General features: G+C 69.8%; 13 protein-coding genes. 5 read left to right on the top strand and 8 right to left on the bottom strand.

Annotation, left to right across the window (positions count from 1 at the left end; translation table 11 throughout):
- Window positions 1-30: 30 nt before the first annotated feature.
- Window positions 31-876, top strand: coding sequence for a universal stress protein (locus FHS07_RS10005; RefSeq protein ID WP_183419769.1), 846 nt, complete (start codon window positions 31-33; stop codon window positions 874-876).
- Here FHS07_RS10005 and FHS07_RS10000 read toward each other — a convergent pair.
- The 4 genes from FHS07_RS10000 to FHS07_RS09985 all read right to left on the bottom strand — a co-directional run bounded on the left by FHS07_RS10000 (window position 873) and on the right by FHS07_RS09985 (window position 5509).
- Window positions 873-1691: a universal stress protein gene (locus FHS07_RS10000; RefSeq protein ID WP_183419768.1), complete on the bottom strand. Its 819-nt coding sequence runs from the start codon at window positions 1689-1691 to the stop codon at window positions 873-875. The genes FHS07_RS10005 and FHS07_RS10000 overlap by 4 nt on opposite strands.
- A gap of 334 nt (window positions 1692-2025) precedes the next feature.
- Entirely contained in the window at window positions 2026-2844 is an 819-nt protein-coding gene (locus FHS07_RS09995; protein ID WP_183419767.1) for an SDR family oxidoreductase, read from the bottom strand.
- 239 nt (window positions 2845-3083) lie between these two features.
- The gene (locus FHS07_RS09990) at window positions 3084-4109 is read right to left on the bottom strand and encodes a CNNM domain-containing protein (protein ID WP_183419766.1); all 1026 of its coding nucleotides are present in this window, start codon (window positions 4107-4109) and stop codon (window positions 3084-3086) included.
- Window positions 4106-5509, bottom strand: coding sequence for a hemolysin family protein (locus FHS07_RS09985; protein WP_183419765.1), 1404 nt, complete (start codon window positions 5507-5509; stop codon window positions 4106-4108). Before FHS07_RS09985 ends, FHS07_RS09990 begins: the two co-directional genes overlap by 4 nt.
- A 426-nt stretch (window positions 5510-5935) precedes the next feature.
- Between FHS07_RS09985 and FHS07_RS09980 the strand changes: the two genes are divergently transcribed.
- Window positions 5936-6277, top strand: coding sequence for a DUF7882 family protein (locus FHS07_RS09980; RefSeq protein ID WP_183419764.1), 342 nt, complete (start codon window positions 5936-5938; stop codon window positions 6275-6277).
- A 50-nt stretch (window positions 6278-6327) separates the two neighbouring features.
- Here the strand turns inward: FHS07_RS09980 and FHS07_RS09975 are convergent, their stop codons facing one another.
- The gene (locus FHS07_RS09975) at window positions 6328-7746 is read right to left on the bottom strand and encodes an ATP-binding protein (RefSeq protein ID WP_183419763.1); all 1419 of its coding nucleotides are present in this window, start codon (window positions 7744-7746) and stop codon (window positions 6328-6330) included.
- Window positions 7743-8417, bottom strand: a complete 675-nt coding sequence (locus FHS07_RS09970) for a response regulator transcription factor (RefSeq protein ID WP_183419762.1) — start codon at window positions 8415-8417, stop codon at window positions 7743-7745. The genes FHS07_RS09975 and FHS07_RS09970 overlap by 4 nt, the downstream gene beginning before the upstream one ends.
- Window positions 8418-8561: 144 nt before the next feature.
- Between FHS07_RS09970 and FHS07_RS09965 the strand changes: the two genes are divergently transcribed.
- The 3 genes from FHS07_RS09965 (at window position 8562) to FHS07_RS09955 (ending at window position 10753) form a co-directional block, all read left to right on the top strand.
- Window positions 8562-9131 carry a hypothetical protein gene (locus FHS07_RS09965; protein WP_183419761.1) on the top strand — a complete coding sequence of 190 codons (570 nt, stop codon included), beginning with the start codon at window positions 8562-8564 and terminating at the stop codon, window positions 9129-9131.
- Window positions 9132-9250: 119 nt separating this feature from the next.
- The gene (locus FHS07_RS09960) at window positions 9251-10132 is read left to right on the top strand and encodes a hemagglutinin (RefSeq protein ID WP_183419760.1); all 882 of its coding nucleotides are present in this window, start codon (window positions 9251-9253) and stop codon (window positions 10130-10132) included.
- Window positions 10133-10249: 117 nt separating this feature from the next.
- The gene (locus tag FHS07_RS09955; protein WP_183419759.1) at window positions 10250-10753 is read left to right on the top strand and encodes a DUF3145 domain-containing protein; all 504 of its coding nucleotides are present in this window, start codon (window positions 10250-10252) and stop codon (window positions 10751-10753) included.
- Window positions 10754-11031: 278 nt separating this feature from the next.
- Here FHS07_RS09955 and FHS07_RS09950 read toward each other — a convergent pair whose 3' ends face one another.
- Entirely contained in the window at window positions 11032-12270 is a 1239-nt protein-coding gene (locus FHS07_RS09950; RefSeq protein WP_183419758.1) for a beta-ketoacyl-[acyl-carrier-protein] synthase family protein, read from the bottom strand.
- A 68-nt stretch (window positions 12271-12338) separates the two neighbouring features.
- The gene (locus FHS07_RS09945; protein ID WP_108320051.1) at window positions 12339-12587 is read right to left on the bottom strand and encodes an acyl carrier protein; all 249 of its coding nucleotides are present in this window, start codon (window positions 12585-12587) and stop codon (window positions 12339-12341) included.
- Between the last annotated feature and the right edge of the window lie 16 nt (window positions 12588-12603).

The following is a 12603-nucleotide window of genomic DNA, read 5'->3' as shown; positions in this document are numbered from 1 at the left end:
GATCACCGCGAGAAGTGTGGGAGAGGTCGCATGATGGATCGCGTAGTGATCGGCGTTGATGGTTCGGCGGGTTCCACCGCTGCGGCAGAGTGGATTGCGAATCGCCTGGGTGACCGTCCCACCCGCATTGATCTGGTTTCCGTTCATTCGTGGGCGTCACACGTGATGGCTGACCGCGCGGTTCAGACCGACCTCGAGCACATGGAACGGATGCTGTCCGCCTGGAGCGATGCGTACTCCGTGTCCACCCATTGCGCGAGCGGACGCACGGTGAACGTTCTCACGGAGCTCGCCAGGGGCGCGGACCTTCTCGTCATCGGGGTCAACCCTCAGCGGCCGCTGACAGCGGCTCTACGCGGCTGGCTGCCCGTTCGTGTGTGCGCGGCATCGTCCGTGCCGGTATGTGTGATCCCCGTGGGGTGGGGTCCGAGCGACGATCCGATAACCGTGGGTGTGGACTCAGACGAGTCCTCGAGTGCCGCCGTGCGGTGGGCCGTTCGGGAGGCCGAAACGACCACGCGTCGGCTCCGCCTTCTTCACGCGTGGCGCCTGCCGGAGCCCTATGACGCCGGGGCGGTCGCCCTGCTGGTGCGCCCGGCAGAGGTCATCGCCGAGCATCGCACCGTTTTGGAGGCGGTGCGACACGGCGTGGCGAAGGAGCACCCGCGGGTGAGGATCGAAACCTACCTCGCACGCGCGACGGCACCCGCCGCGCTGTTGAGCTACGCCCCCTCATCATCGCTCATCGTGCTGGGTTCTCACCGCCTCGGTATCCTCCGGGGAGGGCTCCTGGGCGCAACCGCGGCTGACCTTTTCTGGCGGGCGAGGTGCCCGATCGCCGTTATCCCTCCGGACGCCTCGATCAGTGATTCCTAAGGCACGATGCACAAAGGGGTTCGAAGGTCCCGGGTCACATCACGGGCTACCGAACCCGAGAAGCCCGCAGCGAGGACGCCTCGGCGGTGACTGCCGATCACGGCCAGACAAGCGTGTGAGCTCGCGACGGTGAGCGTACTGACGGGATTATCGTGCACCATCGTGAGCTCGAGGGAAAGTGTCGGCCAGCCGGCGCGGACGCGCGCGACCACGTCATCGAACAGGCGTCGGTGCGCCGCCTCAACGTCCGACATGCCGAAGAGCACGTCGTCGCGATGAGTGGGAAGCGCCGGCATCGTTTTCCAGGCGTGGACGAGATGCAGAGCAATGCCCAGCCGGGTGGCCTCGTCCGCCGCGTACGCGATGGCGGTGTCCGACGAGTCATCGTCGTCGACACCGACGACCACCCGTGATCGCCCACCCCCGCGCGCCCACCCCTCGGGAACAAGACACGTGGGGCAGGTCAACTCGTTGCCGACACGGAGAGGCAGCCTTGCGTTGCTGGACCTGGCGTCGCTGCCCGGACGTGTCACCCCCATCACTACCAGGTCGGCTTCCCGCGCACCTCGCACGAGGTTCGGGACTTTTCTGCCGTCACGTTCGATGGCGTGCACTATCGATCGAGGATTGTTGCGGCGAAGACGGTCGCGGGCATCACGCAAGTGCGATTGCGCCTGCGTCTTATCCGCCCACAGCGGATTGTTCACAAGCAGGATGTCAACGACTGCGTCGTTGCCGTCGGTGCGCCACTCCACCCACTGCCGTGCGGATTCTGCAGCGGCGCTGGCGTCGTAGGCGAGGACAATGCGTTCCATGTAGAGCCTCCCCTCCCACCGTAGGAGCGGCCGTGAACCACGACAGGGGTCGTAAGTCCCGGCATCTCACCGAACCCCGAACGGGAAATGAAGGGACCAAGCGCCGGGTCGCGGGGGCAGCATCGCCGAGAATCTCCGAGGCGCGAGCAAGGTCGTCGTCAATAGGACTTCCGGGCTCGCGCCTCAGCTATTGGACTCGCCCATCTCGCCATTCAGTGGGCTCGGCTACTCGGTGCGACCGTCATCACGGTTGATATCGAAACGGGGCGCGCGGCGCCGGCCGAAGGGGAGCACGGACCGGGACCCGGTCCGTCCGCGCCGCCGCCCTTTCGACTCAGGAGCCGTGCGCCTCCTCCGACACCGACTGCCACTCGTGCCACGTCGCCAGGCGCGAGGCGTAGTCCTTCTCGGCGATGCCGAGCGGCGCTTTGCCGAAGAAGATGCGCAGCGGCGGGTTCTCGGCATCCACGACCTTCAAGATGGCGGAGCGCGTGGCCTCGGGCTTCCCGGGGTCAGCGGCCGACGGGCGCTTCGACGCCTGCTCCCGCACGTCGGCGTACGCGTCGATCTCTTCGCTGCGCTTCGCCGAGGGGCCCGACCAGTCGGTCGAGTATCCGCCGGGCTCGACGAGGGTGACGTGGATGCCGAAGCCGGCGACCTCCTGCGCGAGCGACTGCGAGAGTCCCTCCAGCGCCCACTTCGACGCGTGATAGACGCCGACCGAAGGGAACGCGCTGATGCCGCCGATGCTCGACACCTGGATGATGTGGCCCGACCCCTGCGCGCGCATGAGGGGCAGCGCCGCCTGGGTGACCCAGAGAGCGCCGAAGAAGTTCGTCTCCATCTGGGCGCGAACCTCGTCCTCGGTGAGTTCCTCGACCATCCCGAAGTGACCGAACCCGGCATTGTTGACGACGACGTCGAGGCGACCGAACCGCTCGTACGCGGTCTTCACCGCCGCGAGGTCTGCAGCGTGGTCGGTGACGTCGAGTTGCAGCGGCAGGAACGTGTCGGGATAGGCATCGACGAGTTCGCGGACGTCGTCGAGGTTGCGTGCGGTGCCGGCGACGCTGTCGCCGCGTTCGAGGGCCGCTTCGGCCCACTCGCGGCCGAAGCCCTTGGAGGCGCCGGTGATGAACCAGATCTTGCTCATGGGAGTCCTTGCGGGAAGGGGAGTAGTTGACGCGGGCGACGGTACGCCGCCCCGCCGGGCGTCCGTGATGGCTTGACACTCCACACGCCGTCGATACAGCCCACTACCGCCCGCCGCTCCGGGCGCGCCTCGCGACGCCGAACATCACCTGCCGACGCCGTTCGGGGCGGATTCCGCCGTTCGGGGCGGGAGACATCCGCCCCGAAGCGCAGAACCCGCCCCGAACCTGAAACCGACGCCTATCGTGCTGGGACCGCCACCAATTCGCCCGGTCCGGGCAGGATCTCGCGAAGCAGGTCGTCGAGCGTCACGACGCCGACCAACCGCTCGCCCTCGACCACCGTCGCGAGCTGCACACGCCCGCGGCGCATGCGCGCGAGCGCGTCGTACGCCGAGGCGTCCGGCTCCAGACGCAGGGGCTCCCGGGCGATGTCGAGCGCCGGCGTGGCCGGGTCGACGGCGAGCGTGTCGCGCACGTGCGCCACGCGGGATGCCGCGCCCGAACCGACGAGGATGCGCAGGTGCGTCGACGAGGCGGCGACCGCCTGGATCTCGGCGACCGTGGCATCCAGGGGCACGGCGGTAGGGGAGCGGTCGGTGCGCACGATGTCGCCGACGGTCAGCGTTCCGAGGGCGATGGCCTGCGCGATCGGTTCGGAGTACTTCTGCTCGAGGGTGCCCGCCTGGCGCGAGTGCGCGACGAGCTCACGGATCGTGTCGGCGTCCTGCCCACCGGCCGCGGCCTTCTCGACCGGCTCCACGCCCGACGCCTTGACCAGGCGGTTCGCGATGCGGTTGATCCACAGCAGGAACGGTCGCAGCGGCCACGTGAGGGCACGGGCCAGGATGCCCGTGGCTTTCGCCGCCGTCTCGGGGTGCGCGATCGCCCACGACTTCGGCGCCATCTCGCCGATGACGAGGTGCAGGAACGTCACCACGATCAGCGCGAGCATGAACGCGATGATGTCGGCCAGCACGTACGGCAGACCCCACATCTCGAACACGGGCGCGAGCGCGTAGTCGATGGCGGGCTTGGTGATGGCACCGAGCAGGAAGGTGCAGGCGGTGATCCCGAGCTGCGCGAACGCGAGCATCACGGTCAGTTCGTTGATCCCGCGGAGCGCCGCACGGGCGGAGGCGCTGGTGGCGGCCTCCTCTTCCAGGCGGTGACGCCGGGCGGCGAGAAGGGCGAATTCGACGATGACGAAGAACGCGCTCGCGATGATCAGCGCCGTGGTGATGAGCGCAACGGTCCAGCCGTTCATCGGGCCACCTCCTCATCGATCGTGGGGACGTCGTCGGCGGAATCGGCATCCCGGTCCACCTCGTGCAGCTGCACACGCACCTGCGCGGGCACGTGACGGTCGACCTCGGTGACCTCGACGGCCAGCCAGCGCTCCATGTGGATCCCCTGGACCGCTTCGCCGGGCCGCTCGGGCAGGTCGATTCGCACCACGGCACCCACCGCCGGCAGGTCGCCGTGCGTCTCGATCACGAGACCCGCGACCGTCTCGACGTCGCTCTCGGCGAGGTCGTGGCCGATGAGGCGCTCGAGTTCGTCGAGGTGCAGGTCGCCCGGCACGCTCCACGCGTCGTCGCCGACGGATGCGGCCTCGGCGGTCTCGACGTCGTGCTCGTCGGACAGCTCGCCGATCACCTCTTCGGTGAGGTCTTCGATGGTCAGGATGCCGTCGAAGTTGCCGTACTCGTCGACCACGCACGCGAGCTCGTTGCGCGACTGGCGCATACGGTCGAGCGCCACGGGGAGCAGCATCGAGGTGGGGATGACGACCGCCGCGCGCATGACGGATGCCACGGGGGCCTCGTCGGCGGGCTGCTCGCGCAGCAGGTCGATGAGCTCGACGACGCCGACGGGCGAGTCCTCGTCGCCGATCACCGGGTAGCGCGTGTGGCCCGTCGCCATGAGGGCGCGCACCTCGCCGACGGTCGTCTCGGGGGTCACCGAGTCGATCTGCGAGCGGGGGATCATCGCGTGCTCGACGTCGCGCTGCGGGAAGTCGAGGATGCGGTCGATGATGATCGACAGGTCGTCGGGCAGATCGCCGCTCTGACGCGACTCTTCGATGATGGCCTCGAGGTCGCGCGCGGTGGCGCTCTCGTCGACGTCTTCCAGCGGCTCGATTCGCAGCAGACGCAGCAGCGCGTTGGCGGCGACGTCGAAGACGGTGATGAGCCAGCCAAACAGCATCAAGTAGATGCGCGTGGGCATGGCGAGCGCCCGGGCGAGCGGCTCGGGGCTCGCGATGGCGAGGTTCTTGGGGTAGAGCTCGCCGAAGATCATCGTCACGATGGTCGCCAGCAGGAGCGCGCCGACGGTACCGATGAGGACCGAGACGCCCGGATCGATGCCCACCCCGCCGAGCAGGGTACCCAGCGACTCACCGATCAACGGTTCGGCGACGTAGCCGATGAGCAGTCCGGTCACGGTGATGCCCAACTGAGCGCCCGAGAGCATGAACGACGTGCGTTTGGTGATGGCGAGCACGCGCTTGGCCTGCGCGTCGCCCTTCTCAGCCTGCGCCGCCATGCGCGAGCGGTCGACCGACATGTATGCGAACTCCTGCGCGACGAAGAACCCGCACGCGGCGATGATCGCCAGAGTCACGATGACACCCACCAGGAGTGTCAGGGCCGCAGCAAGCATCAGATCTCACCCCCTCTCGTGAAGAGGGGGCTCGAAGATCGGCCCTCCTGGTCGGGGGAGGTGCGGTGGTGTCTCACTGTTTCTCTCTCGTGGTCGGGTGATCGCAGATCCCTTCGACGGTACCGACAGCGGGGGGAGCCAGGCTGGGGATTCGCCTTCACCCCGAGGCGGCCGGCGTCAGGGAACCGGCCCGCACGCCGCGAGAAGGCCGACTCGGGCACGAAGGCGCGAGAGGCGCATGGCGCGGTTTCGGCCGCGAAGAAGCGCTCGACGAGCTGGTGGAACTTCTCTGGGCGATATATCGGTCGAACTCGGCCGATAGGTCTTCGGGGATGAAATACTGTAGCTCCCGCATTGCCTCGCTTCCCGGCGTGGTCCCGCCCTTGCTCAACCGGAACGCTTCGGCGCGCCAGAAAAGGACCAGCCGTGGGACGCCTCATCTACCGAGATCGCGCATCGTTCGACATCGACGACCGCATCCTCGCTCACCTCCGCATCGTCGTGATGAACAAGCTCCGACGCAACGAGGGCTTCATGCTCCAGCTGCCCGTCAACGAGGGCGTGCGCCAGGCCAGCCTCTGGATCCACGCCTCGAACGCCCTCGTCATGCAGTTCTACGGCGGCCGCGAGCCCGCCATCGACCGCAACCTGGTCGATCAGATGATGCACGACGCCAGCGGCGCCGACGGCCTGACCCTGACGGCGGCCGGGATCGCTCCCGCCACCGCGGCGCCGCGCCAGCCCGTCGGAGGCTACGCGCGACCCTGACCCCGTCGACGGCGCGGGACACCAGTCCGGATGCCGAGGGGCCGGTGGCCTCAGCTCTGCGGCACCGTCACGACGAATCGCGCCCCGGTTTGCCCGGGCGCGCATCGCACGTCGCCGCCGTGTGCGCGCGCGATGCCCCGCGCGATTGGAAGCCCGAGCCCCACGCCGCCGGAGGAGACCCGTCCCTCGTCGAGGCGCACGAGCCTTTCGAAGATCCGCTCGCGATCGGCGTCGGCGACACCGGGTCCGTCGTCGTCGACCGTGACGCGTGCTTCTCCGCCAGGGCGGTCGACGGTGAGGAGCACCGATCCGTGCCCACCGGTGGCTCGAGCGGCGTTCTCGACGAGGTTCGACAGCACCTGAGCGATACGGTCGACGTCGATGCGCACGGGTACGACGGCATCCGGGGTCTCCGCGCGGATTCGCAGCGAGGGGTGCACGAGCGGCACGCGGCGCACCTCTGCCTCGACCACCGCGCGCAGGTCGGCGTCGACGACGTGCAGCTCGAGGCCGCGGTCGACGCGGGCCATCGTCAGAAGATCGTCGATGAGCCGCGACGCACGGGTCGCCTCCCGGGCGACGTGAGCCGCGAGCTGATCGCGCTCGGGCCCGTCGAGGTCGGCGCGTACGAGGGTGTCGGCTGCGGCGCGGATGCCGGCGACCGGGGTACGCAACTCGTGCGCGGCGTCGGAGAGGAACGCGCGCAGTCGCGCTTCGGCGTCGCGTGCCGTCTTCTCCGCCCCCACGACGTCGTCGAGCATGTCGTCGAGCGCCGTGGCGACCCGGCCGATCTCGGTGTCGGACCGCGTCGGCCGCAGCCGCCGCTCCCGCTCACCCGCGCCGATGGCCCGCGCGACCTGCGACACCTGCTCGAGCGGCCCGAGGCTCCGGCGCACCACGACCGTCACCGCGCCGGCGGCCAGCAGGAGGACGCCGGCGGATGCCAGCGCCATGATCCAGCGCACCTGCACGAGCGTTTCTCCCACACCGACCGCCGACGCCGTCAGCGTCAGCGTGGACCCGTCGCTGAGGGTCGAGCGCAACGTGACGAGCTGGTCGTCGCCGGACACGTCGGACGCCACGACCGCGACGTTGCCGGAGGCCGTGGGCTGCGGAACCGACCGATCGCCCGCACCCGGCCCTCCGCCCGGCCCCGGGGGACCGTCGCGCAGTTGCTCGGGGCTGGGACCTGCGACGACGGAGTCGCCACCCGCCCCGTCGATCCGAACGGCGAGGCCCTGGTACGACAACCGTTCCGCGAGGTCGGCATCGTCGACCGTGCCGACGAGCGACGCGGCCGCGGCGGCCCGGTCGCGCAGGCGCTCCTCGATCTGTCCGCGCAGGCGCGCGCCGAGCGCGATATCGACGACGACGGCGAGCACCACCAACAGCAGCGCGACGAGCGCGAGCACCGCGACGATCGTCCGACGCCGCAACGACCCCGAGCGCAGGGGAGGGAGGGCGCTCACGCTGCTGCGCTCAAGCGGTAGCCCAGACCGCGCACGGTGTGGATGAGACGTGGCCCATGCTGCTCCATCTTGCGCCGCAGGGCGCTGAGGTGCACCTCGACGAGGTTGGGGTCGTAATCGTCGTACCCCCACACCTGCGTGAGGATCTGCGCCTTCGACAACGTCCGTCCGCGCCCCTCTGCCAACAGGTGCAGCAAGCGGAACTCGGTGGCCGTCAGATCCAGCACCGCTCCCGCGCGATGCGCCGTCGTGGCATCCGGATCGACGACGAGGTCGCCCACCGAGATCGTCTGGGGCAGGCGTCCACGCCGTCGGAGCACCGCGCCCGCGCGTGCCACCAGCTCCGCCATCGTGAACGGCTTCAGCACATAGTCGTCGGCGCCCTCGGCGAAGCCGCGCAACCGGTCGTCGACCTCGTCGCGGGCGGTGAGCATGATCACCGCGGTGTCGCCCGCCGCGCGCACGACGGGCAGCAACCGGATGCCACTCGGCCCGGGCATCATCCAGTCCAGCACCACGAGATCGGGGCGGAACGCGCTCAGTCGTTCGGCCAGGTCCACGCCGTCGGCGGCGACATCGGTGACGAAACCCTCGGCGCGCAGCGCCGTCGCGACGGCCAGGCGGATGGTCTCGTCGTCGTCGACGACGAGCACACGGGCGGCAGCGGACATTCGGCCGACGATAGATGCCTCCGCTGTACGACGGTTATGGCTTGCGTATGCGGTCACCGCTCGCCCCGGAGCTTCAGGTTCGCTTCAGTCCCGGCTCGAAGTCTGGTCTCAGAGCCGGTGAACGCCACCGGCGAGAGGAAGATCATGAACGACGACAACCCCACCACGCCGCTGCCGCGACTGGATGACACCACCGAACCCCGCCGCCGCTCATGGCGTCGACCCGCACTCATCGCGGGAGCCGTCATCGTGGCCGTAGGCCTGACCGGCGGAAGCGCCGCGCTCGCCGCGCAGACCAACGGCGGCTCGTCGACGGCCGCGGCCACCTCGGCGCCCAGCGCCGACGGCGGCTCGACCGGCCCCGGCTCGAGCACCACACCCAGCGCCGCTCCCACCGGTACCCCGGCGGACGGCACCGCGCCCACACCCCCCGCGGACGGCACCGCGCCCATTCCGCCCGCGCCCGGGGAGGGCTCCGGTCCGGGCGAGTGCGGACCCGGTGAAGGCCCCGCCGGCCCCGGACACGGCCCGAAGGCCGAGGGCGACAAGCCCACCCCGCCCGCCGACGGCACGGCGCCCACACCCCCCGCGGATGGCACCGCGCCCACGCCTCCGGCAGAGGGGGAGAAGCCCACGCCCCCGGCCGACGGCACTGCGCCCACACCGCCCGCCGACGGCACCGCTCCGACCCCGCCCGCCCAGCCCGGCAGCTGACCGCGCCGCTCACGCGAGCAGCGAACCCGTAGTCCCGTGCAAGCCGTGACCGCGCTGGCCGACGCGCCACATCGTCAGATGTGCAGCGCGCGGTCAGCGCGGTACGGCACGATCGGAGGGTGGCGAGAACACGCACGCGGCCCCGCCGCACGACTCGCGCGCGTGTGCTCCGTCGCCGGCGCATCGTCTTCGGGCTGGTCGCCGCCGGGCTGATCACCCTCGTCGTCCTCGCCGTCGTGCCCCTGGTATCCCTGACGTCCGCGTGGAACGCGGCCTGGAACACCGAGGCGCGGCGCGACGCCGTCGACCTCACCGGCTTCGACCCGGGAACGCTCATCGGCGACGACGACTTCTACGACGGCGACGCCTTGAGCGCCGACGAGATCCAGCGCTTCCTCGACGAACAGGTCGGCCGGTGCGCGACCGACTCGTGTCTCGCGCGCTTGCGGATGCCGGTGCAGGACCGCGACCCGGTGGTCTCGAGCTCGACGGGCGAGACCGTCTGCGAAGGCTTCGAGGGCGGCGATCTCAGCGCGGCCGAGGTCATCGACCGCGTCCAGCGCGCGTGCGGCATCTCGGCGAAAGTGCTGCTGGTCACCCTGCAGAAAGAGCAGAGCCTCGTCTCGGGACGCACCGCGCGCGCCCCCACGCAACGACAGCTCGGCGCGGCAATGGGCGCACGCTGCCCCGACGACGCGGCGTGCGACCCCGGCGCCGCAGGCTTCGCCGATCAGGTCGCCCAGGGTGCGACCGACCTGAAGTCGTACAGCGCCTCCGACTTCATGCGTCAACCGGGCACGCACTACATCGCCTACTCGCCCGACCCGGCATGCGGCGGAACCGACGTGACGATCACCAACGAAGCGACGGCCGCGCTGTACAACTACACGCCCTATCAGCCGAACCCGGCGGCGCTCGCCGCACGATGGGGGACCGGAGACGACTGCTCGGCGTACGGCAATCGCAACTTCGCCCTGTACTGGGCCCTCTGGTTCGCCTGAACCGGAATCACAGTGTTGTGATTTCGTTATGCGCGGGCGATAATGGCCGGACAACCGAACACTCGCCACACTCCGTCCCAGGTCGTAGGGGAAGACGTACCTGACGAAGGAGAGACCATGGCGATCACGTCTTCGCGCGGAGTGATCCTGATCCACTCCGCGCCCCGCGCGTTGTGCCCCCACCTCGAGTGGGCGGTAGGACGCGCTCTCGGCCGCGCCGTCAACTTCGACTGGGCCGATCAGCCCGTGCTCGTGGGCAGCCGCCGCGCGGAGTTCTACTGGGAGGGCCCGGTGGGGTCCGGAGCCGCGCTCGCGAGCGCCATTCGCGGCTGGGAGCACCTGCGCTTCGAAGTGAGCGAGGATCCCACGCCCCGAAGCGACGGCGGACGCTGGATGCACACGCCCGGTCTCGGCATCCACTACGCCCAGACCGACGCGGCGGGCAACGTCGTCATCGGCGAGGATCGCGTGCGCTACGCGATGGAGGTCGCCGCCGGCGACCTGTTCGAGCTGCAGCGCGAGCTCGACATCGCCCTCGGTTCCGCGTGGGACGAAGAGCTCGAGCCCTTCCGTCACGCGGGGGACGATCAGCAGATCGTCTGGCTCCACAAGGTCGGCTGAGCGCCGACACAGGACGTCGGCGGGGAGGCGCCACTACCGGAGGCCGGTGAACACACCTGGCACCGAGAACGCGTATCCCCGGCCCGGCACGACGAACGCCCCCTGGCATCCCCGATCTCCGTCGGGGAAAGCCAGGGGGCGTTCTCTTTCGCCCACCGCGATGCGGGCCGCCGCCGGTGGGCGCACGCCCGGCCGTCGAGTGCCCACGAAACCCGGAGTCTGCGGAAACTCATCCGGGTGTCGTGGACACTCGAGAGCGCGAAAGCGCGCCGACGGCGTCAGACCGAGGCGATCGCGACGACAGCGTTGTGTCCGCCGAAGCCGAACGAGTTGCTGATGCCGAGCTGGTCACCGGCGCCGAGCTCGACGGGCGAACCCGAGAGCGCGAACGGGACCTCGGGGTCTTGCTCGGTGAGGTTGATCGTGGGCGGGGCGACGCGATGCTGCAGCGCCAGCACGGTGAAGATCGCTTCCAGTGCACCGGTGCCGCCGAGCAGGTGCCCGGTCGAAGCCTTCGTGGCGGACACGGGGATCTCGTCGATCCGGTCACCGAACACCGTGTGAAGCGCCCGGTATTCGTTCGGGTCGCCGACGGGGGTCGAGGTGGCGTGCGCGTTGATGTGCGTGACGTCGTCAGCTGATGCCCCGGCCATCTCGAGCGCCAGGCGCACGGCGCGGGCCGCACCCGTACCCTCGGGGTCGTTGGCGGTGATGTGGTACGAGTCGGCGGTGACGCCGCCGCCCACGATCGACGCGTAGATCTTGGCACCGCGCGCCTTTGCGTGCTCCTCGGTCTCGAGGATCAGTACGCCCGCACCCTCGCCCATGACGAAACCGTCGCGGTCGATGCTCGCCGGACGCGAGGCCGTCTCCGGCGAATCGTTGCGCTTCGACAGCGCCTGCATGGACGAGAACGACGCGATGGTGATCGGGTGGATCGCCGACTCGGTGCCACCGGCGATCACGACGTCCGCCAGGCCGTCACGGATGTGCTGCACGGCGTTGACGATCGACTCGGTGCTCGACGCGCAGGCCGAGGCCACCGTGCGGGCGAACGCACGGGCGTTGAAGTGCAGCGACAGGTTGCCCGCCGCGGCGTTGGGCATGAGCATCGGCACCGTCATCGGCATGACGCGGCGCGGACCCTTCTCGCGCAGGGTGTCCCAGGCGTCGAGCAGCGTCCAGACGCCTCCGATGCCGGTGGCGAAGTCGACGCCCAGGCGGTCGGGGTCGATGTCGGGGGCGCCGGCGTCTTCCCAGGCCTCCTTGGCCGCGACCATCGCCAGCTGCGACGAGGGGTCGAGACGCTTGGCGACCGGACGGTCGAGGACCGTCTCCGGCCGCACGAGGGCCTCGGCGGCGAAGGTGACGGGCAGGTTGTACTTCTCGACCCACTCGTGCTCGAGGGTGCGCGCGCCGGAGGTGCCGGCGAGCAGCGCCGACCAGCTCTCGGGGGCGGTGCCGCCGATGGGCGAGGTGGCACCGATACCGGTGACGACGATGCGGGGTGTGCTCATGAGCGAAGAATCCTTGGTGCGGCCGACGGGTCGTGACCGGTGGGGGCCGGAGCCCCCACCGGGAGGTGTCAGGACTGGTTCGACGTGATGAAGGTCACGGCGTCGCCGACGGTCTTGAGGTTCTTGACCTCGTCGTCGGGGATGGTGACGCCGAACTTCTCCTCGGCGTTGACGACGATCGTCATCATCGAGATCGAGTCGATGTCGAGGTCGTCGGTGAACGACTTCTCCATGGCGACCTCGTCGGCCGAGATGCCGGTCTCGTCGGTGATGAGCTCGGCAAGGCCGGCGAGAACCTCGTCGTTGGTGAATGCCATGATGTCTCCTGTTTTT

The sequence above is a fragment of the Microbacterium proteolyticum genome (assembly GCF_014192415.1).
GTDB classification, from domain to species: Bacteria; Actinomycetota; Actinomycetes; order Actinomycetales; family Microbacteriaceae; genus Microbacterium; species Microbacterium proteolyticum.
Note: the sequence above shows the minus strand (reverse complement) of the source record. Positions and strands in the feature narration are given on the sequence as shown.